The sequence below is a fragment of the Clostridium fallax genome, assembly GCF_900129365.1.
GTDB lineage: Bacteria > Bacillota > Clostridia > Clostridiales > Clostridiaceae > Clostridium_AH > Clostridium_AH fallax.
In genome coordinates, this window is the sequence record NZ_FQVM01000001.1 from 248,590 (window position 1) to 272,183 (window position 23,594).

General features: G+C 26.3%; 17 protein-coding genes and 1 pseudogene. 2 read left to right on the forward strand and 16 right to left on the reverse strand.

From position 1 onward, the window contains the following. Positions 1 to 56: 56 nt before the first annotated feature. The 16 genes and pseudogenes from BUA70_RS01110 to BUA70_RS01185 form a co-directional block, all read right to left on the reverse strand. Positions 57 to 2,720 carry an N-acetylmuramoyl-L-alanine amidase gene (locus BUA70_RS01110; RefSeq protein WP_072892383.1) on the reverse strand — a complete coding sequence of 888 codons (2,664 nt, stop codon included), beginning with the start codon at positions 2,718 to 2,720 and terminating at the stop codon, positions 57 to 59. A 281-nt stretch (positions 2,721 to 3,001) separates the two neighbouring features. Continuing rightward, positions 3,002 to 3,826, reverse strand: a complete 825-nt coding sequence (locus BUA70_RS01115; RefSeq protein ID WP_072892384.1) for a LicD family protein — start codon at positions 3,824 to 3,826, stop codon at positions 3,002 to 3,004. 144 nt (positions 3,827 to 3,970) lie between these two features. Then, on the reverse strand, positions 3,971 to 5,023 hold the full coding sequence (gene rfbB / locus BUA70_RS01120; protein ID WP_072892385.1) for a dTDP-glucose 4,6-dehydratase: 1,053 nt from the start codon (positions 5,021 to 5,023) through the stop codon (positions 3,971 to 3,973). Positions 5,024 to 5,054: 31 nt separating this feature from the next. Continuing rightward, the gene (gene rfbC, locus BUA70_RS01125) at positions 5,055 to 5,621 is read right to left on the reverse strand and encodes a dTDP-4-dehydrorhamnose 3,5-epimerase (RefSeq protein ID WP_072892386.1); all 567 of its coding nucleotides are present in this window, start codon (positions 5,619 to 5,621) and stop codon (positions 5,055 to 5,057) included. Positions 5,622 to 5,733: 112 nt separating this feature from the next. Continuing rightward, entirely contained in the window at positions 5,734 to 6,654 is a 921-nt protein-coding gene (gene rfbA / locus BUA70_RS01130; RefSeq protein ID WP_072892387.1) for a glucose-1-phosphate thymidylyltransferase RfbA, read from the reverse strand. Positions 6,655 to 6,684: 30 nt separating this feature from the next. Continuing rightward, positions 6,685 to 7,356, reverse strand: a complete 672-nt coding sequence (locus BUA70_RS01135; protein ID WP_072892388.1) for a sugar transferase — start codon at positions 7,354 to 7,356, stop codon at positions 6,685 to 6,687. A gap of 454 nt (positions 7,357 to 7,810) precedes the next feature. Then, positions 7,811 to 9,055, reverse strand: coding sequence for an O-antigen ligase family protein (locus tag BUA70_RS01140; protein ID WP_072892389.1), 1,245 nt, complete (start codon positions 9,053 to 9,055; stop codon positions 7,811 to 7,813). Further along, positions 9,056 to 10,147, reverse strand: coding sequence for a glycosyltransferase family 4 protein (locus BUA70_RS01145; protein WP_072892390.1), 1,092 nt, complete (start codon positions 10,145 to 10,147; stop codon positions 9,056 to 9,058). A gap of 15 nt (positions 10,148 to 10,162) precedes the next feature. Continuing rightward, on the reverse strand, positions 10,163 to 11,146 hold the full coding sequence (locus BUA70_RS01150) for a glycosyltransferase family 2 protein (RefSeq protein WP_072892391.1): 984 nt from the start codon (positions 11,144 to 11,146) through the stop codon (positions 10,163 to 10,165). After that, on the reverse strand, positions 11,136 to 12,425 hold the full coding sequence (locus tag BUA70_RS01155) for a lipopolysaccharide biosynthesis protein (protein WP_072892392.1): 1,290 nt from the start codon (positions 12,423 to 12,425) through the stop codon (positions 11,136 to 11,138). Before BUA70_RS01155 ends, BUA70_RS01150 begins: the two co-directional genes overlap by 11 nt. Before the next feature lie 62 nt (positions 12,426 to 12,487). Continuing rightward, positions 12,488 to 13,645 (reverse strand): beta 1-4 rhamnosyltransferase Cps2T, encoded by a 1,158-nt coding sequence (gene cps2T, locus BUA70_RS01160; RefSeq protein WP_072892393.1) that lies wholly within the window; start codon positions 13,643 to 13,645, stop codon positions 12,488 to 12,490. 12 nt (positions 13,646 to 13,657) lie between these two features. Next, complete coding sequence (locus BUA70_RS01165; RefSeq protein WP_072892394.1) at positions 13,658 to 14,809, reverse strand: glycosyltransferase family 4 protein; 1,152 nt, start codon at positions 14,807 to 14,809, stop codon at positions 13,658 to 13,660. A 76-nt stretch (positions 14,810 to 14,885) separates the two neighbouring features. Continuing rightward, positions 14,886 to 17,219, reverse strand: a pseudogene (gene secA, locus BUA70_RS01170) (preprotein translocase subunit SecA); the annotation flags it as partial. Next, positions 17,203 to 18,387: a glycosyltransferase family 4 protein gene (locus BUA70_RS01175; protein WP_072892396.1), complete on the reverse strand. Its 1,185-nt coding sequence runs from the start codon at positions 18,385 to 18,387 to the stop codon at positions 17,203 to 17,205. The gene BUA70_RS01175 and the pseudogene secA, both read right to left, overlap by 17 nt. Before the next feature lie 3 nt (positions 18,388 to 18,390). Continuing rightward, on the reverse strand, positions 18,391 to 19,488 hold the full coding sequence (locus BUA70_RS01180) for a glycosyltransferase family 4 protein (protein WP_072892397.1): 1,098 nt from the start codon (positions 19,486 to 19,488) through the stop codon (positions 18,391 to 18,393). After that, positions 19,481 to 20,851 carry a hypothetical protein gene (locus tag BUA70_RS01185; RefSeq protein ID WP_072892398.1) on the reverse strand — a complete coding sequence of 457 codons (1,371 nt, stop codon included), beginning with the start codon at positions 20,849 to 20,851 and terminating at the stop codon, positions 19,481 to 19,483. The genes BUA70_RS01180 and BUA70_RS01185 overlap by 8 nt, the downstream gene beginning before the upstream one ends. Positions 20,852 to 21,082: 231 nt before the next feature. On the opposite strand from BUA70_RS01185, the gene BUA70_RS01190 reads away from it, so the two are divergent. Together BUA70_RS01190 and BUA70_RS01195 are read left to right on the forward strand one after the other, a co-directional pair. Further along, positions 21,083 to 22,462 carry an MBOAT family O-acyltransferase gene (locus tag BUA70_RS01190; protein ID WP_083573419.1) on the forward strand — a complete coding sequence of 460 codons (1,380 nt, stop codon included), beginning with the start codon at positions 21,083 to 21,085 and terminating at the stop codon, positions 22,460 to 22,462. 12 nt (positions 22,463 to 22,474) lie between these two features. Next, a complete protein-coding gene (locus BUA70_RS01195; protein ID WP_072892399.1) occupies positions 22,475 to 23,578 on the forward strand; it encodes an alginate O-acetyltransferase AlgX-related protein in 1,104 nt (367 codons plus the stop codon). The last annotated feature ends 16 nt before the right edge of the window (positions 23,579 to 23,594 follow it).

Genomic DNA, 23,594 nt, shown 5'->3' on the forward strand with positions numbered 1-23,594 from the left:
TAATTCTTAAATTATAAAATACTCATTAATCTAAATATAGATACTAAGTTTTAAAACTAAAACATATTTTGCACTTCATTTGCAATTATTTTAGCTTTTTTACTTTGATCTCCACTATCTGAACATTCTATAGCTTCTTCTGAGTTTGTGATAAATCCTAACTCTATTAAAACTGAAGGCATCTTTGTTTTTGCTGTAACTGATAAACTTCTATCATGGAAACCTCTATTAAAAAGACCTGTTCCTCTTGATAATGAATTTATAACATTTTGTGCAAATCTTTCACTCTTTGTTCCTGCCTCTGTTTTAACATCTGGTAACATAACATCATACCATTCATATCCATGAGGGTCTTTTCCCCAATGATAGCCATTTCCTGTTGGATCTAATGGAATTTTATATGAACTATAATATGATGTAGTTCCATGAGCACTAGGCGTTCCACTATCATGGTGTAAACTTATAAATAAATCTGCATTTAAATTATTTGCTAAGTCTGCTCTTCTTTGAAGAGAAGTTTTTGAATCTTCATATAACATATCCCAAGGTTGTCTTGTCATAGCAACTTTATAACCTTTGTTTAAAAGTTCTGTTTGAAGCTTTACAGCAACTTGCATATTTAAATCTCTTTCAGAATATCTTACTCCATTAATATTTGAATACGCACCATCATCTCCACCATGATTATGGCCTGCATCAACTACTATAAGTTTTTGATTCTTTGTAGCTACTCCATTTTCATCTATATTCCATCCATCAACAGTATCATTAGTTACCATTGATCCATTACTTCTAAAATAGTACCAATTAGAACCTATAAATAGCCATCCTCTAGTCATTTGTCCATTAGAATTTAAATAATATTTAATTCCACCATCTACAAGCCATCCTGTTTGCATAATTCCATCAGAATTCATATAGTACCAATATCCATCAATTGATTGCCATCCTGTAGTCTTAACTCCTTGTTCATTATAATAATATAAATTATTATTTTCTTTTACCCATCCATTTTTAACAGATGGTTTTTCTAACGTTGCCACACCATTAGTTGCTATTGTCCAACCATCTATTACAGTATCTCTAGCCATAGATCCATTGCTATATAAATAGTATCTCTGATTATTATCTGTTATCCAACCAGTTTGCATTGCACCATTAGAGTTCATATAATACCAATATCCGTCTATTGACTGCCAACCAGTTTGCATAATTCCATCAGAATTCATATAGTACCAAGCACCACCTACAAATTGCCATCCAGTAGTCTTAGAACCATTTTCATTATAGTAATACCATTTATCATTATCTTTTATCCAACCGCTTTTAGGTTGTTCTACTTTTTTAGGTGTTGCTATTCCATTGTTATCTATACTCCAGCCATCTACTACAGTATTTGTAGCCATAGCACCATTACTTTGGAAGTAATACCAATTATTATCGATAAATAACCATCCTATAGTCATTTGGCCATTATAATTTAAGTAATATTTGTTTCCTTGATCTAAAAGCCATCCTGTTTCCATAACTCCATTTGAGTTCATGTAATACCAGTATCTTCCTATAGATTGCCATCCTGTAGTTTTGTTTCCATTATTGAAATAATACCAATTGTTATTTTCTCTTATCCAACCATTCTTTGATGGATCTATTATTTCAGGAGTAGCAATTCCATTGCTATCTATTTTCCATCCATCTACTACAGTATTAGTTGCCATAGAGCCATTACTATTTAGGTAGTACCATTGGTTATTATAAGAAAGCCAACCTATTTTCATAGCACCATTTTGCTCTAAATAATATTTATTTCCTTGATCTAAAAGCCATCCTGTTTGCATGATTCCATTAGAATCTAAGTAATACCAATGTCCACCATTTGATAACCATCCTGTAGCTTTTGATCCATCATTATTTATATAATACCAATGTCCATCTTTTGATAACCATCCTTCTTTAACAGTATTAATAGTATTATTAGAAGATGAATTAGTATTTGTTATAGATGTACCATTGATTCTATCATACATTTCTAAAACTTCAATTCCATACTTAGGATTCGGTGCCCATTTTCCACCTAAAGCACTAACTGTTTTTGCCACTCCAGCTATAGTAGAAAAATGTCTTGGATCTAGTGTATTTTGTCTTGGATATCCTTTAGCTCCAGCATATAAAGCTAAATGATCTAAGTGAGCTTGTACACCCTCATCCCAAGTTTTAAATCTGTGGTGAGCATTAGGGTCGGTATCATCTCCACCTGATGTATTTTTTAACCCACAAGGATTATGATAAGATTCATCTAATACTCCTCCAAATCTTCCATAACCAGTTTCTTTTGCTGCTTGTACATATGCAATTGCTGGGTTAACATTTCCATGATCTTTAGAATATTTCCAGTATAAATCCGCTAAAGATATAAAAGTATCAGTAGCTCCATACTTTTTTGCCCATTGTTTAATTTTTTCCTTTGTTATTGATGTAGAGGAAATTATATTTATATCTCCATCTACATAATTAGCATTCTGTACCTTTAATGTATCTAGTCCTACACTAGTATCAATCATTTCCGTAATTCCATTAGCTGCTTTTATATTATCTTGATATTTACCATTATTTTGACCATTTACAGTTACTGCATTAGCTGTTGTACCAAAATAAAAAGTACAATTTGCAGAAAGCACAAAGGCTATGCTCATTGACAGTGCCTTTCTTTTATTTCCCAACATTGTATCTCCTCTCCGTTTTATAAACTAATTCTATGTATAATTTTACTATATTTTTAACTAATTTGTAAACTAAAAACAAGCAATCTATTATATTATTAAATTATCGTTATGTACTATTTTTTATTTATTATAAAACAAAAAATTTACAGTCTAATAACTATATTATTTATAATAAAAATATAAAATATTTTATACTTTTATTACTTAACATTATAAATAATATAGTTATTATAAAAATTAGATTATTATTTTGATAAATAAATTTAATAACATATTATTTAAATAATATCATCTTGGTATAAATCAATAGATATTATTTTTATATTATGAACTACTCTTTCTTCTTCTGGCGGTAACTCCATATAGTTTTCTCCATAAAGATTAATAAGATAATCCCTATAAAGATTAGGAACATTAACTACTATATCTTCAAAAACTCTTTTCTTTAAAGGAAAGACTTCATCATATTTAAATTTATTATCCCAAAATAAAACTTCTTGTCCATACCCTAATATGTTACTAGTATTTTTCAACTTTTTGATTTTTCTTCCTTTTACAATTCTTTTATCTGTAGATAATATGTTGCCTCTGTCTAACCCCTTTAATATTTTTCTTATAATATCTTTTTTAAATCCTTTTTTTTTACACTCTTCTTTAAAACAAGAAAGCTTAAAAAGTTTTTGATTTTTCATCTGAATGAATTCTCTTTTAAAATAATTTTCACTATAATAATCTATAGGAAATATATCGATAAAAGCGCCCTGATGATATTCAGCATCTTCATTCTCAACTAAAATAAATTTCTTACTTCTAAGTTTTACCCAATTATATTTTACTTCTTCTTCTGTTTTATAGGACTGAACAAATATATTTCCATTAAATTCCTTGTTTGCAATTTCTAAGAATTTATTGTAATCTTCTCTTACCATACAAACATCAATATCATCATCCCAAGGAATAAAACCCTTATGCCTTATTGTTCCAAGTAAAGTACCACCTTCTACCCAATAATTTAAATTATACTTTTCACATACCTTTATAAACTCAGAAAGTATGTTCTTTAGTACTTTTTGAACTTGTCCTAACTCATTACTACAATTCATATATTCCCCCCGAAAATTAACGTACTTAACAAGTTTTTATAAATTTATAACTTTTATCAGTTAAAGTGTTACTTTATTTTAAAAAATTATCACAAGAAGATATTTAAAATATATTCTTGTGATAAAGCTTAGAAAAATATAAACTTAAATTTCATACATCTTTTCATAATATTTTTTATATTCACCAGAAGTTATATTTTCCATCCACTTTTTATTATCTAAATACCATTTTATAGTCTTTTTTATTCCAAATTCAAAAGAAGTTTCAGGATACCATCCAAGTTCATCTTTTATTTTACTTGGATCTATTCCATATCTCCTATCATGACCTTTTCTATCTTCAACAAATTTAATTAGATTTTCAGTTACTTCTTTATCTACATTTTCCTGTATATAACTTATAACTGTTTTAACTATTTGAATATTAGTTCTTTCATTATGTCCACCTATATTATAAACTTCACCAACTCTACCATTTGTAATTACCATATCTATTGCCTTACAATGATCTTCTACAAAAAGCCAATCCCTAACATTTAATCCATCACCATATATAGGTAAGTTTTTATGATTTAAACAATTATTTATTAAAAGTGGTATAAGTTTTTCTGGAAATTGATATGGTCCATAATTATTTGAACATCTAGTTATATTTATTGGCATTTTATATGTATCTCCATAAGATTTAACTAAAAAATCTGCTGAAGCCTTACTTGCTGAATATGGACTATGAGGATCTAATGGAGTTGTTTCCATAAAGAAGCCTGTATCACCTAATGATCCATAAACCTCATCTGTAGATACTTGTAAAAATTTAACTCCATCTTTCCATCCATCTTCTTTTTGCCAAGCATTTTTAGCACAATTAAGCATATTAACTGTACCTAAAATATTAGTTTTAACAAATATTTCTGGGTCTTTTATACTTCTATCTACATGAGACTCTGCTGCAAAGTTAACTACATAATCTATATCAAATTTTTTAAATAATCCATCAACTAATTCTTGGTCACATATGTCCCCTTGAATAAATACGTGATTTTTATTATTCTCAAGACTCTTTAAGTTCTCTAAATTACCTGCATATGTTAATTTATCTAAATTAATTATTCTTATATCATCATACTTATTAAGCATATACAAAACAAAATTTGAACCTATAAACCCTGCTCCACCAGTTACTAAATAAGTTTTCATATAAAATCTCCTTTATTATAAAATATTTTCTTTATTTATACACAAAAGGAATATTTAATTCTTTTAATGTTTTTTGGTTTTTATCCTTTTCAGATAAAAGTATTTCTTCTATTCCATCTATTGGCCATTCAATACCTATATCTGGATCATTCCATAAAACACCACCATCATATTCTGGTGCATAAAAATCAGTACATTTATAATTAAATATAGCCTCTTCAGATAATACTAAAAATCCATGAGCAAATCCTTCTGGTACATAGAATTGTCTTTTATTTTCCTCTGAAAGCAAAACACCTTCCCACATTCCAAAAGTTTCTGATCCTTTTCTTAAATCTACAGCTACATCATAAACAGACCCTTTTACTACCCTTACTAGTTTTCCTTGAGTATGCTTACTTTGAAAGTGAAGTCCTCTTAAAACTCCCTTTCTTGATTTTGATTCATTATCTTGTACAAATTCCATAGTTAAACCTGCATCAAAAAAATCTTTTTTGCTGTAAGTTTCCATAAAATATCCTCTTTCATCTCCAAAAACTGTAGGCTCTATTATGTATAAATCTTTTATTTTCGTTTCTATAAACTTAAATTTACTCATTACAAATCACCTTTCTTATGAAATAATTGATTAATGTGATTTTAATTAATGTTTAATATTAAGTTAAAGTCTATTAATGTAAAACTTTAAACAACCATTAATAATAAGTAAACTATAATCTTGTTACAGCTACTTCTTTATTTAATCTTTTCATTTCTTTTTCTTCAAATTCATTAACTATATCTACTAAATATTTTCCATAGCCTGTTTTCATTAATGGTGCTGCAAGTTCTCTAACCTTGTCAGCAGATATCCATCCCTTTCTAAAGGCTATTTCTTCTAAACAAGCTATATATGTACCTTGAGTGTTTTGAACAGCTTCAACAAAATTAGATGCCTGTAACATTGAAGCATGAGTACCTGTATCAAGCCAAGCCATTCCTCTTCCTAAAAGATTAACACTTAAAGTTTTTTCCTTCATATAAAGTTTATTTAAGTCAGTTATTTCAAGCTCACCTCTTTTTGAAGGTTTTAAACTTTTTGCTTTTTCTATAACAGTATTATCATAAAAATATAGTCCTGGAACTGCATATCTTGATTTTGGTACTTCTGGCTTTTCCTCTAATGATAATACCTTTCCATCATCGTCAAATTCTACAACTCCAAAAGCTTTAGGATTTTGTACATAATATCCAAATATACAAGCTCCCTTATCCAATTTAGCTGCATTTTGTAGGTGATTTGAGAAGCTTTGACCATAAAATATATTATCTCCTAATATCATGGCAACTTTATCATCACCTATAAAATCTTCTCCTATTATAAATGCTTCTGCAAGACCATTAGGATTTTCTTGTATTGCATATTCTATATTTAATCCTAAATCAGTACCTTTTCCAAATAACTCTTTAAAATTCACAATATCTCTAGGTGTTGAAATTATAAGTATATCTTTAATACCAGCTAACATAAGAACTGACATTGGATAATATATCATTGGTTTATCGTAAATAGGAACCATTTGTTTTGACATTGCCTTTGTTACTGGGTATAGTCTAGTACCTGATCCACCTGCTAGTATAATTCCTTTCATAATTGCCCATTCTCCTTTAAAATAAAAAAATTAGCTTGCATGCTCATCTCCAAATAAAACAAAAAAGGTTTTAAAGATAAGTTTTATATCAAGCCACGTACTTCTATCTTCTACATACTTAACGTCTAACTTCATCCATTCCTCGAAATCTATATCATTTCTTCCTTCAACTTGCCAATAACAAGTTAATCCTGGCTTCACTTCTAATCGTTTATTCATCCAATCTTCAAATTGTGCCACTTCTTTTTCTAAGCTTGGTCTAGGTCCTACTAAACTCATTTCACCTTTCAAAACATTTACAAGTTGTGGTAATTCATCTATGCTAGTTTTTCTTATGAACTTTCCTATCTTAGTAACTCTAGGATCATCTTTAATCTTAAACATAGGTCCTGACATTTCATTTTTATCTTCAAGTTTTGATTTTAGTTCTTCAGCGTTATTAACCATTGATCTAAACTTGTACATTTTAAAAGTTTTGCCATTTTTCCCAACTCTGACTTGTTTAAATATTATAGGTCCTTTAGATTCTGTTTTTATTAATATTGATATTATTATCATTAAAGGACTTAATAGTAATAAACCCACAAAGGATCCCATAATATCTATAATTCTCTTAGTAAAATTATAAAAAAACCTAGTATCTTTTCCTCGTTCCTTTTTAAGGTCTTCTACATGACCTTTTACTATATTAGTATTATTCATACTCTACCAACTTACCCCCTACGATATTATTCCATACATAGCAAATAAATTATATCATACATATTCAAATTTAGACAACTTATTCCAAAACCTTCTAAATTACTATTTTACTATTAAATTAAAGGACAATTTAATCACTTTAACTCGAAAATTTATCTTAAAGGAGATTTATTAAATTATACTTATATTTTATCTTAAATTTTTATAATTTTATAGTCCCTATTATACTAACTATAGAAAAGTTTAATCTATATTCTTGTAAATTTATGTTTAAATTAGGATAATATAAAATAAAGCTTAGTAAATCGACCTTAATGTCAGATTTACTAAGCTTTTTATATTTTTTCTCTTTATTTTTATATACTCTTAAAAATTTAAAACTGATTTTAATTTATTTTAAAGTTTAAAATAATAAATATCTTTTTAAAAATTTTTATATTAATAATATTAATTGCTAACTATAAATTTTCCTCTTTCCCTCTGATAAAACCAATGCTAATGTAATATAGAATATATATAAGAATTCACAATCCATCACATTGTCAAACATAGCGCCTAATATTATTGCAATAAATCCAAATAAATAAATCTTATCCTTTTTCTTTCCTAAAAGTATTAAGAAATAAATAAGTACTATTCCATATAGTATAGCTCCTGCAACTCCATTTAAAATAGCTTCATTAAAGAATATATTATGTCCATTCGTAAATTTAACATAATCTTGAAACTTTTCAGTTCTAATCCAAGGATCATCTGGCATTTTTATTATTCCTTCTGGATGTTTACCAATTTCTCTTAAAGTTGCCTTCCATATATCTGTTCTATGTCCTATTGTTAAAACATCTCTTTTTTCTCCTAGATATTTTACAAATCCAAAGGATCCTAAAGCTATTATTCCACAGACAATTATAGCTAAAATTATCTTAGATATAGGGTTCTTAAATATATAAGAAAATCTTTCTTTTATATTTTCCCTTTTACTATATATTAAATATAATACTGTCATAACTACAAACACTGCTAAATATGTCATTGAATTAGCTAAATATAGATCTATAAGATTTATAATAATTCCAAAATACTTTATTATATTTGGCATTAACTTATCTTTATAAATTATAATAATTCCTATAATACAAAATGCTGCATATCTTGATTTATGTGTAAGTATCCAAAATAATCTCTTTTCTCCAAAAGAGTTTAAAGTTTCTTGTTTTGAAACTAATCTAACTACAGTATGTAAACTTAAACCTGCTCCACAATATCCTAAAGCATACATTATAAAAGCTAATATACCAGCTATTACAAAAATATATGCTATAAAATTTAAAACCTTATCTAAGTAATCACATTCCATAAGATATGGATATAAAAATATAAATAATATTAAAGGTAATATTTTCATAAATGTTTGAAAAGCAAAATCAGGATTAATAACAAACGGTAATATCATAGAATACACAATATATATAAAGATTATTAAAAATCCTATCTTTCTATCCATCCAAAATTCAATATAATTTCTTAAATATCTTATATTAAAAATTATAAAAACCAATAAAAACACACCTGTCGCAAGCATAGGAGTATTTATTTGGTAGATAGCTCCTTTAATATGTACAGTCTTTGCAAATATAAGACCATATGTAAAAAACATTAGAAACATAACTAAATAATAATTTAATTTTTCTTTTCTCACTTAAACTCCTCCAATCTTATCTTCAAATAAATTTTTCCATATTCCAGCTATATTTCCTAGGGAATATTTTTCAACATTTTTCTTCGCATTTAAAGAGAATTCTTTTAGTTTATTTTCATCATTAATAATTTTCTCTAATGATTCTACATATTTTTCTTCATTAAAAGGCTCTATTAAAAATCCATTTTCATTGTTTTTTATCATATCTTCAAAACAATCCTTTATATTAAAAGCTATACAAGGTAGCCCCTCTGCCATAGCTTCTAATAATACCATAGGAAACCCTTCTGAAATTGATGACATTGCAAATATAGACGCTCTTTTATAATACTTTTTAATATTAGTATCAAAAGGTACTAATTTAACTCTATCTTCTAATCCGTAGTCTTTCACCATTTTAGATATATCTGCTTTTAATTCACCATCTCCAACAATTTTTAAAGTCCAATGTGAATTTCTTTTTGATAATTTATAAAATATATCTATAAGCTTATGAAAGGCTTTTTCTTCACAATATCTACCTACAGAAATAATTTCTTTTTCTCTTTTAATATCCTCTTTAAAATCATTATCTATTTCAATTCCATTAGGAATTGAAATTACATTTTTCAAATTACTATTTTCCTTAAAAAGTTTAACCTCTTCATTGGATAAAAAAACTGTTTTATAAGCCCTTTTATAAAAATACTTAGTTAACTTTCTCCAAAAGTTTTTTATGCTATCATATTTTCCATGTTCGCATGCAATAACCTTTGAATTTATATATTTATCATTCTTTAAAATATATATATTGAAAAAAGGATTCGTACTTATTATATAATCATAATCTTTATTCTCAAAAAGCTCTCTAACTTTTTTTATTCTTTTAGTATGAAGAGTTATCTTATTACAATTTTCATCTTTATAATTACAATATATTAATTTTACTTTGTCATTAAACTTAAAGGCAGGAGTTTCTCTCTCACAAGGAAAAAAAGAAATAACATCTACATCATAATTATAAACATCACAAAAGTAATTAGATAAATTGCAAATTACTCTTTCAACTCCACCGATTTCGTTAATATGATTTGTGAAAAAAGCTATTTTCATATTATCTCCTCAATCTTATTTATTTTTAATCTCTTTTATTCTTATAAGTAATGGTAAAATTTTAAATTTTAATAAAAGAAACTTAATCTTTTCTCCATTGCCACTACATTTATTAGATAAAGCTGCTAAAAGACCTAATTTGTTATATAAGGTAAAGATATTATTATCCCTTAAATTATAAAAACTCTTTTTTAAGTATTTAGTATATAAAAAATAACTATAGTTACAAGCAAAGATATTATAAGAATCTATCTCTTCTTTAAAAGCTTGTACCTTTTCTTTTTCATCTATAAATTCATTAACTTTAATCACTGTATCATTAAAGTCATCTATCATTTTTTTATTATAAACCTTTGTAATAGCTCCTGCTCTTTGTCTATAATAATAAAACTCACTATTTAAAGTAGTAATTTTATTTGCATAAAATAATAATCTTACTGTAGCTTCCATATCTTCATAATATTTTCCCTCAGGGTATCTTATATTATTATCTATGAATAAACTTTTTTTATATATTTTATCTACTGCAAATCCTTCTATAATCTTCTTTTGAAGAAATAATTTTAAAGCTTCCTCACTGTTATAAACCTTATACTCCTTAGAAGTTTTTGATTTTATTATATCTCCATCATAAAATCTTATATTTCCACAAGTAACTATATCAGAACTTTCCCTTTTGGCTAAATTATACATATCTTTAAACATATTAATATTTACAAAATCATCACTATCAATAAAAGCAACATATTCTCCAGTAGCATAATTTAATCCTGTATTTCTTGCAGCACCTAATCCTTCATTTTCTTTATTTATAAGTTTAACATTACTTTTATTTTTTATTAAATCTTCTATAATGGTTAAACTATTATCTTTAGATCCATCATTTACAATTATTATTTCTAGTTCCTCTAAAGTTTGAGAAAATAAACTATCCAAACATTCTTTTATATAATTCTCAACATTATAAACTGGAACTATTACTGAAATCTTATAGTTCATCTGTTCCTCCTACTAAAATACCTCTTTTCTTTCTTATAACTAGTACTTTTAAACTTATAACCATAATAGCTTGTATTGCTATTGCAAGTATAACACCAGTTAAGCCTAAATATTTAACTAAAGCAAAGAAATATAAAAGGTATAATATATTGCTAATAGCAATTATAGGTACATTGTACTTTATAAATCCTAAAGATATAAAAAGAGGATGTAATCCCATAAAGGAATGTATTATAACATTAATTCCTAAATAAAATATAAGAAGTCCTACATATCCTTTAGGATCAGGTATAAGTAGCCATAACCATAATTTATTTGTAAATAGTACAAATACTATTGTTGCAATGCCTATACTAAATATATAAATAAACATCTTCTTGCATAATTTTATTGCACCTTTATAGTTTTTCTTTGAAGTCATTTTACAAAACTCTGGATAAACTACTTGAGTTATAGGTGCAGAAATTTTTTGAAGTATTCCACCAATCTTTTGGAATACCTTATAAATTGAGTTATCTGCAAATCCTAAGTATCTATTAATTAAGAATGTAGTAATATGATTTACTGGTAAATCTAATGTTACTATAATATTATTATAAAAATTAAATACAAAAAACTCTTTGTCTAAAGTGAATTTTTCTTTATAGAATTTATGCACATTATAAGATTTTAATATTCTATATGCTGCTATAAGATTAAATACATTTCTAAGCACTTCCCCTAAAGTTTCTATAATTAGAAAATCAAATAAAGGACTTTTTTTAAAGAAACAAATACAATAGAAAATAAATTTAATAAATCCAATTGCAACATTTATATATGAAACTAAATTAAACCTACCATATATTCTTAAAATTCCTATGGCTGTTCCTTGTAAATTCATAAGGACAGTTATAAGATAAATTCTAATATACAAAATAATAGAAGAATCCCAATGCATAAATTTAGCTACAAAGGGCAAACAAATCCATCCCATTAAAGTAGCAATAATTGCCGTTACTACATCTAAGGAGAAGGATTGATATATATACTCTTTTATTTTTTTTAAATCATTATTATCTATTGCATAAGGTAAATATTTAATAATCGCATTAAAGGATTGAAAATTAAATATATCATTAAATAATAAACAATATGTTTGTACCATAATAAGTACACCATTTTGGTCTAATCCTACTGTACGAATAAGCATAGATAAACATACTAAAGTTAACACAGTGGATACTGAATCTCCAGACAAAATAACAATAATATTTTTAAATATATTATTTTTAAACATATTCTTTAGGAACGACAACTTATCACCTCATCTATAAATAAAAAATATAAATGAATACTATCTTAGTTATCTAGAAATAATTTTTCATATTTCTTAACTATATAATCCCAAGAATATTCCTTATTTATTCTATCTTTTGCTTTTTCAGATAGCTCTTTTATCTGAGCTTGAGAATAACCTTCAACGTCAAATATTAAGTTTTTTAAGCTATTTTCTGTTTTGTCAAAGTAAACAGCACCATCTTTTCCTACTTCTTTATTAAAAACTACATTTAATAATATATTAAGTCTTGTAGTTGCTAGAGCTTCTAAAAGTGATGGATTAGTACCACCAACTTCATGACCATGAAGATAAGCAAATGCATTTCTTCTGATTTCTACTAACATTTCTTGATCATAAACTGTTCCTACAAACTTTATTCTTCTATCCTTTTCAAAGCCACTTTCTTTAAGCTTATCATAGAAGCTATTTTGCTCTACATTAGTTATAATAACTAAGTCTTCTTTAGAATCAGATTTCATAAATTCTTTAATCATAAGTTCATAGTTATTCTCTGGAACAAATCTTCCCACTATTAGATAGTAACCATTTTTACTTATATTAAACTTTTTATACCAAGCTTCTAGCTTTTCATAAGCTTCATTTGAAATAGCATTTTCATTCACATCTGCTCCATAAGCTATAAAAGTAGTTTTTGGTGAGTATATTTTATACTCATCATTTATATATTTTTCTATACCTATAGAATCACAAACTATGTAATCACCATTTTTTATCATTAATTTCTCTGAATACTTCCAATAAGCTTTAATAGCATCATTCCATTTGCTTCTTTTCCATTCATGACCATCTGGATTTATAAAAACTTTAATTCCTAACTTTTTTAACTTGTTTTTATATATATTTAAAAATGGTCCTATTCTACAAGCTAAAATATACAAAATACTATCTTGTATATTATTTTTCTTAACATATTTCATAACTTTTTTCATAGCTGCTATATCATAATAAACAGCTTTTGCAGGACCTATATTGGGAGTTTTAACATTAAAACAACGAGCTCCATTAAATTCAAATTCATTATCATTGTCGCTCATACAAGCTACATGGTATTTTATATCATCACTTTTTTTATATTCAGTAAGCTTATGAACAAAAGTTTCAAAGCCACCATAATTTGCAGGTATCCCCTTTGATCCTATAATAAAAACGTTCTTCATAAAATCTTCTCCCTATTTTTTGTCATATAATTTTTCAAAATTTTTAACATAACTTACTAAAGAAAAATCTTTTCTTTGTCTTGAAGCAGAATTTTTTCCCATCTTTTTTCTAAGATCAGAGTCTTTAAGTAACACTTCTATTTGAGAAGCTAAGTCCTCTGGATTATTAACATCTGCAAAAAAACCATTAAAGTTTTCTTTAACCATTTCTGTAACTCCACCATGTTTGTATCCAACTACTGGTTTTCCTGACGCCATAGCTTCTAAGACAACTGTAGGAAGAGGATCTGGTGATGTAGATGGTAATACAAATACATCAAATAAACAATGAAGATTTTTACTATCTTTTCTATAATCATCTACTATAATTCTATCTTTACAAGGACTTTCATTAACAGCTTTTTTAAGATTTTCCATTCTCCACTCTTCACCTTCAAAGACTCCACCTACCATCATAGCTTTAACCTTTGGATATTTAGGGAGAATCTTATTTACAGCTTCTAAAAAACTTCCTTGACCTTTCCATGAATTAACTCTTCCAATCATTCCAACAACTATTTCATCATCTTTTATATTATAATATTCTCTAAGATACTCTGTTTCATTATTCTCATTAAAAACAGTATTATCTACTCCGTTATATATAACATCTACTGGAGTTTTTTTAAAATAGCCTGTATTTAATAAGTGATTTCTAACAGCATTAGAAACTGCAACTACTCTATCAGCTCTTTTAGAAATTATATTGCATAAAACCTTATTTACAAATTTAGGCTTTGTAATTATTTCATGTATATGCCAAACGTTAAATATATTTAATTTCTTTTTTAAATATCCACCTTCTAAAACCGCCATAGTATTAGAATGTATTATTTCTATATTATTATCCCTACAGTATTTCAATAGTATTTTATTTTTTTCTCTATATTCTTTAGCATATTGAAAAATACCTTTAGGATTAAAATACTTTCTTCTTAATATAGGATAAGGAAGAACCTTAACCTTTGCTCCTATTTCTTTCATCTTATCTACTAAAGGTCCATCACAAGGAAGAATTATATGAAGTTTGTATTTAGATTTATCTAAATTTTTCATAAGTTGTAAAAGCACTATATCAGCTCCATACAGTTCCGCACCTGCATGTAAATATAAAATATTTTTCATCACAAAAAACTCCTTCAATTTAAAATTAAAATTCTATACTGTGAAACTACTCATTTTTAATTCTAATATTAGAAAAATATTTTACTATATCAAACTTAATATTATCTATAGTTTCAAAGAAAAGCTCTGACCCTTCTAATTGATAAGAACTAACAGGATCTTGTTGTTTGTAGCTTCTTAAAACAATATATTGTTTTAAATTTTCCATTCTATCTAAATGATTTATCCAATTACTATCAACAACTTTAAGCATTACGTTCTTAACTAAATCATTAAATCCTTCTCCTAAAATTTCTTTCTTCTCATCTACACTTTTTAGGAATTCCTTTTTATATTCTTCTATGACATCTTCTCTTGCCATATTTTTTAAATCCTTTATATCAACATCTAAATTTAATAAGAACATATTTTGGAAATACTCTATCATTTTATTTAAAACTTTAGTGTATTCTTCTTCATTATAATCATAAACTGAATCATCTAAATGCTTAATAACAGAAGTTTCTATTACACCATCTGCCATTTGAATTAGTTGATCATAACCATCTATTCCCTCTAATATTCTGTCTCTTTGGCTATAAATTACTTCCCTTTGCCTATTTATTACATTATCAAATTTTATAAGATTTTTTCTTGCTTCAAGATTATCTACCTCTACATTACTCTGTGCAATTCTTGCAACCTTTTTTGCAAAGTTTTCATTTACAGGTTTATCTTCTTCACCTTCATATTTTTCAATTAAATTCTTATATTTTTCTGGTGCATGAAGCTGAACTATCTCATCTTCTAATGAAACATAAAAAACAGACTCGCCTACATCCCCTTGACGTCCTGAACGACCTCTTAACTGATTATCAATTCTTACAGAGTCATGTCTATCAGTACCTATAACTTTAAGTCCACCTAGCTTTTTAACTCCTTCACCTAAAATTATATCTGTACCTCTACCTGCCATATTAGTAGCTATTGTAACTGCACCTTTTTGTCCTGCCCTAGCAACAATTTCAGCTTCCTTTGCATGATGCTTAGCATTTAATACTTGGTGAGTTATTCCTTCCCTTTTTAACATAAATGATAATGTTTCTGATTTTTCTACTGAAGATGTACCTACTAAAACTGGTTGTCCTTTTTTATTTGTTTCTATTATATCTTTAACTACTGCATTAAACTTTTCATATTCTGTTTGATAAACTATATCATCTCTATCTATTCTTGCAATAGGTTTATTTGTTGGAATTACCACAACATCTACATCATAAATATCTCTAAATTCTTTTTCTTCTGAATAACCAGTACCAGTCATTCCAGACATCTTATTATACATTTTAAAGAAATTTTGATAAGTTATAGTTGCCATAGTTTGGTTTTGACCTTCAATTTTAACTCCTTCTTTAGCTTCAATAGCTTCATGAAGTCCATCTGAAAATCTTCTACCATCCATTACTCTACCAGTAAACTCGTCAACTATAAAAACTTTACCTTCCTTTATTATATAATCTTTTTCACGTCTCATTACATAATTAGCCTTAAGGGCTTGGAAAGTATAATGCTGTATATCAAAGTTTTCTAAGTCAGAATAATTTTCTATTTTATAATATTTTTCTGCTTTCTCAACGCCTTGTTCTGTTAACAGACAAACCTTAGCCTTTTCATCAATTGTAAAATCCTCTTCTTCCCTTAATCCTTTTACAAAATAATCTGCTATATTATAAAGCTTTGAAACTTGCTTTCCAGCACCTGATATTATAAGAGGAGTTCTAGCTTCATCTATAAGTATTGAATCAACTTCATCTATAACACAAAAATTAAGTCCCCTTTGGACTTTTTCTTCCATACTTTGAACCATATTATCTCTTAAATAGTCAAATCCGAATTCTGAATTAGTTCCGTAAGTTATATCACAATTATAATTATCTCTTCTTTCACCAGGCTCCATACCTTGAAGTATAACACCAGAAGTTAATCCTAAAAATTCATATACTTTATTCATTTGATTTCTATCTCTTTCAGCTAGATAGTCATTAACAGTTATTACATGTGAACCCTTTCCTGTTAATCCATTTAAATATGTTGGTAATGTAGCTACTAAAGTTTTTCCCTCACCAGTTTTCATTTCCGCTATTCTTCCTTGGTGAAGTACAATCCCTCCTATTAGCTGAACCTTATAATGTTTCATTCCTAATACTCTAAAAGAAGCTTCTCTTAAAACCGCATAAGCTTCAACTAAAATATCTTCTAAAGTTTCTCCATTTTTAAGTCTATTTTTAAATTCATCAGTTTTACCTCTAAGTTCCTCATCAGATAAAACAGAAATCTTTTCATCTAAGGCTATTATTTTGTCTGCTATTTTTTCTACTTTTTTAACTTCTTTCTTACTGTAGTCTCCAAAAATCTTATCTACTAGACTCACTCTTTTCACTCCTACTCATTAATTTATAATAAAAATCGTGTATTCTTTCTTTAAATATTTGTGAAGTAAAATTGTCAGTTACAACCTTATAAGCCGCTTCACCCATATTTTTTCGAAGATCATCATTAGTTACTAACTTATATATATAATTTGCAAGGTCATCTTTATCTCCAAACTCTGCAAAGTATCCAGTTTTACCATGAGTTATCATCTCTGTAACTCCTCCGCTTTTAAAGGATACCACAGGATTTTTAGAAGCCATTGCTTCTAAAACTACTGTAGGAAAAGAATCATAAGATATAGATGAAAGTACAAATACATCTAAAAGACAATGAATATTTGCATTATCTGTTCTAAAAGACGAATAAATAAATCTATCTTTAAATTCGCTATTATTTATCTTTTCTTTTAAATCCTTAACTCTCCATTCTTGCCCTTCAAAAGCATCCCCTACAATTAATGCTTTTACATTATATGTATTTCTCATAACCTCTTCCATTGCTTTAAAGAAAACCTCTTGACCCTTTATAGCATTTATCCTACCTATAAATCCTACAACTTTTTCATTATCCTTTATTTTAAATTCTTTTTTTAGATAATTGATATCGTTATTAGGATTAAATTTATTTAAATCAATTCCGTTATGTATAACTTCAAAAATTTCGTCTTTAAAATATCCTGTCTTTTCCCAATGATTTTTAACTGCATTGGATACTACCAACACCTTATCACATCTTTTTGACATTATCTTGCCTAAAGCTTTATATATAATTTTAGGTTTATCTAACATTTCATGAACATGCCAAATATGTTTTATTTTTAACTTTTTCCATAAAGAAGCTCCTTCAAGTACAGCAACAGTATTGCTATGAATTAAATTTATATTCTTTTCCTTGCAAAATTTTTCTAGCTTCTTTATAGAAGACCTAAACTCTCTCATATACTGAAATATACCCTTTAAGTTAAAATATTGCCTTCTTAATATAGGATAATTAATAATAGAAACATCTATCCCATTTTCTCTCATTTTAACAGCTAAAGGGCCATCACAAGGAAGTACTACATAAGGTTTATATTTAGTTTTGTCTAGATTCTTAACAAGCTCTAAAAGAATAACATCAGCACCATATAATTCAGCGCCTACATGTAGATATAATATGTTAATCAAAATTTACCTTCCTTCCTTAACCTTTGTGAATAGATTTATGTAACTATTTTTAACTATATTCCAGTCGTATTTTTTACCAGCCTTTAAACATTCATTAATCATTATACTATATTTATCTTTATTTCTGTATATTTCTTGTAATAAATTTATAATATCTACAAAGTTTTCAGAAGTAATATCTGAAGATTTTAATATACAACCTAAATTATTATCTTTTATAACATCGCAAGCTCCAATATTGTCAGAAATAATTACTGGTGTTCCAGAAGATACACTCTCTAAAACAGTCATATTATAACTATCAAAGTTGGATAAAGCCACTAAAAAATCATAATCTTTATATAAGGAATTAATTATCTCTTTAGGTACCTCTCCTTTATAGTTTATATAACTATTTTTATCTATAGAGTTTAATATATCTTTATAGTAAGCCTCATCATCATATCCACCATAAATATCTAATATAGCTATAAATTCATTTTGAGAAGAATTTATAGCTTTTATCATATTTATAGCTTTATCTATTCCTTTTACCTTTTTTATTCCACCAGAAATTATAAATTTAAATTCTTTAGTTAATTTAATATCATGATTATCCTCTAAAGATTTTTTATCTATAGAACTATAATTTACTCCACTATTTATTACATATGTCTTCTTACTTCTTTTGCATCTTGAAATAATTAAATTCCTTAAGAATGAAGACACACAAATAATATTTGGAAAATTTTTCAATATATTTCTTTCTAAATAATAATATTTAGGTGATGATATACCACTATATTTATCCTCTTCCTCCCTTAGTCCATGATACATTAAGAAGTATTCATGTTTTCTAAAAATTTTAGAAAATAAAAGCATAAAAAAAGGCAATTTTAAACCTTCTCCATTTACCACAAAAATAGATTTATCTTTTTTAGGTAAATATTTAAAAAATATCTCCTTAATCAAGTCATTAAAACTACCATTAAAAGTTTCAGGACAAAGAATTTCTATATCTTTGTCCTTTTCTAAATTCTTAGTTAAATTATTAAAAATTTGAGTAGGGCCATAATTTCCTTTGTGATTATTATGCCAATTTAAAAAATATATCTTACTCATTAAAACACCCCGTTTGCTCTATTAAAAAATATGTAATCCAAAACATAAGTGCAATTTTAGGATACTCCATATAATTATCTAAGCTTAAAGTTATAGCAAAATAAATTAATGTTAGTCCGTTATATCTATTACTCTTAAATAAAAGTAATATTAAAGCTACTGCAAAAAGTATAACTCCTATATATCCAAACTCTCCCATAATAGATATATACTGAGAAGTTGGTTGATCTACTATAGAAAGTCCCATTCTTTGATATATTCTAGGTCTTATATATTTTCTAGCATATTTATTAACGTATGTAGGAAACCTGTCCTTATTATACCAAGTAGTGTAATATCCACTAACTGTTAATGCAGATCTTGATGAATAATATCCTGCTCCAACTCCTATAGCTGCTGCCTTTAGGTCTTTTTGAGGAAGCTTAATATATGTATCTTCATAAGTTTTTAATTTCTTTATTCTTTCATTTCTAAATTCTGAATTAAAAAGTGTGTCTTTCATCTGTTCTCTAACCCAAGGGTGAGAAGTAAACCAAAAGGTTCCAACTAATGCTACTATTATTCCTAAAAATAAAATTTTAAATTTAGGTGATGAAATAAATAATATAACATATATACCTAAAGCTAAAAAGAATAACATAGTATTAGCTAAAGTTACTGTACTTAAAGAAAAAAGTACACAGATTATAAACCCTCCAAGATATTTTTTTTCTTTAGTTTTATTAAAATATGCAAAAAACTTAATAGATCCAAAAATAAATAAATTGAAAAGTTGAACTCCTTGGCTAACTCCTAAAGTTCCTATAGACCAATCTCCGAAGAGATTAGATAAAACTACACCAAAATTTAAAATTACAACTAAAACTACTGCTATCATTTGAGAAATTAGTGCTGTATTAATAGTTTTATCTATTGTTTTATAACAGTCTACATCTAAAAATTTAAACATTACTGGTATAGCCATAAAAACTATATTATACATAAAAAATAAAATTACATTAGGAAGAGGAACTCTGTTAACTATAATATTAAAAACCAAATAAATTCCTAATATAATTATCATTCTAGTAAAGGTTTTATCTTTAAAATCTAATTTTCTCTTTTTCAATATTATTTGTATAAAATAATAAATTCCTAAAAGTCCTACAAAACCAATTATAATAAAGTTGTCACTTATAAGTATAGAATAAATAGCCATAACTATTAAAAGTTCCTCTATACTTATAGACTTTTTATAACAAAGATATATGTTCTTTAAAAGTATTATAAAAAAGGGTATGTAAAAAAACTTATAGTTTTCCATTAAAGTTAAAGGAAACAAAAAAGGAATCATAATAAGTAAATCCCACTTATTAAACTTCATAATTACTCTCCTTATTATTTGTATTTTCTTTATATTTTTATAAAAAATCTATATTTATTTTATCATATATTGTTTTTTTTTAGAAATAATATTAATTTAATCTATAAGTAAATTTATAAAATCCATATTTTTTAAACTATATAAGCAAAAATTAAAGATAATAGTCTTTTATAGATATAAAGGTTATATTATGATAAAATCAGAAGTATTTGAAGAAAAGGAGTGATTTTATTGACTTTAAACTCTATGATGTTTTTTACTATATTCTTCACGTTTTTTCCTTTATATTATATAAGTAAAAAATGGAAATGGGTATTATTACTTTTATTTAACTATTATTTTTATATAATTGCTATGCCAAGTCATGTGTTAACAATACTTATTACATCTATTAGTACATATATAGCAGCAATAATTATAGAAAAAATCAAAAATCCTAAATATAAAAAAATATTTACTGGTATAAGTATTTTATCATTTTTATTTGTTCTTATTTATTTTAAATACTCAAACTTTCTTTTAAAAAGCTTAGGATTTACTATAGATAATAAAATAAAAACATTAATAGCACCTATAGGTATAAGTTTTTATACTCTTCAAGTTATATCTTATTTGGTAGATGTTTATAAGGGGAAATTAAAGGCCGAAAAGCACCTAGGCCATCTTCTTATTTTCGTAAGCTTTTTTGGAACTATTCTTTCTGGTCCTATAGAAAGAGCTATAGATTTTCTTCCCCAATTAAAAAAGAAAATCACTTTAAATTTTGATTTAGTTTTTGATGGGCTAAAGCTAGTTATAGAAGGTTTATTTTTAAAAGTTGCAGTAGCAGATAAATTTGGCGTTTTTGTAGATGCTATTTATAATAATCCTTCCCAATATAAAGGTTATCCATTAATCTTGGCTACATTATTATTTGGACTTCAGCTTTATACAGATTTTAATGGATATAGCTTAATGGCAAAGGGCTTCTCTCAAATGCTTGGATTAAAAATTATGGACAACTTTAATAATCCTTATTTTTCAAAAAGCATAAGAGAATTTTGGAGAAGATGGCATATATCTTTATCCTTTTGGTTTAGAGATTATGTATATATTCCTTTAGGAGGAAAAAAAGTTTCTACTTTAAGAGGATGTTTTAATAGACTTGTTGTATTTACCGTTAGTGGTCTATGGCACGGAGCCAACTGGACCTTTATTCTTTGGGGATTTTTACATGGATTTTATCAAAGCTTTTCTTTAGTGATTCATAAACTTTTTCCGAATAAAAAATCAGCTCCAAAATTAATACAAATAATAATTACTTATTTATTAGCAAACTTTGCATGGATTTTCTTTAGAGCAAATACTATGAGTGATGGTTTATATATTTGTAAAAATCTTTTTAGACATATAAAACCATTAAATTTACATTACTTATTAAATATAATAACTTCAAAACAACTGATAACATTTTTTATACTTATAATATTTATATTTATACTTGATTATATAAAAGAAAAATCTATAAAGCTTCCACTAATAGTAAATATAATTATTTATACAATTATGTTATTAGGAATATTATGTTTAGGAAATCCAAGTGAAAGTAGCTTTATATACTTTAACTTCTAAGGAGGGGAAAAAATGAAAAGTATATTAAAAAAATTAATAATTTCCTCATTAGTAGTTGTATTTTCATTCATATTTATATGTGTTCATTTTAAAGATTTTGGAAGGCACTTTCTAAGTGCATCTTTTTCAAACTACTATCATGGAGATTTATATGGATTTAGTAAATTGGATAATTTTAAAGAAAATATCTCCCTTACACCTATAAAACCAGAAACAAACTCCTTAGGAGATGCAAAACTTATAACAATGGGTGATTCTTTCTTTACAGCTAATTATGATAGCCCTATATTTCCAGACCTTTTAGAGGAAAAATCAAAAGAGAGTCTATATAATTTAAATAGACAAGTTTTTCAAACTTATAATGATAATCCACTTCAATATTTTGAAGAAACAAATTACATAAAAGGGAAAGAAAAAATACTAATCTTAGAATCTGTAGAAAGATATGTTATAGAAAGAAGTGTTCGTTATACTGAAGACTTTACAAATGTTAAAGAAAAAATTGTTCCTAATGATACTAATATACCAATAAATAAAGAAGATCCTTTAAATATAAAATTAGCAAAATTTTTAAATCCAGTAAGAGAATTTTTACCTCAAAGTAATTTAGAGTACTTTGCATATAATTCTGTTTTCACTGAGCCATTTTATAAATTAGGAAAAACTTTTAGATTTTCTTTATACGATGAATTAGATTCAAGAATAGGTACATATTCAAATAATCCAAAAAATCTTTACTATTATGAAGAAACTAATTTTGCAAAAAAGCAAAAAGATGATGCTCTTATAAATGAAGTAGCAAATAATATAAATTACTTAAAAAATCAATTAAAAGAAAAATATAATATAGATTTAATTTTCTTAATAATTCCAAATAAATATTCTTTATATTGTGAAAATGCTATGTATCCTATGCAATATGATAATTTTATTCCAAGGCTTACCAAGGCTTTAAATGAAAAAGGGGTAAAAGCTCCTGATATATATAGCCTATATAAAGAAGAATTAAAGAAAAATCCAAGTGCTAAGTTATATTATTCTTCTGATACTCACTATGCTCCTTTAGCTAAGGATATAGCTGTTAATGCTACATTAAGGGAACTTATTAAAAATTAAATTTTAAATAAAAAGA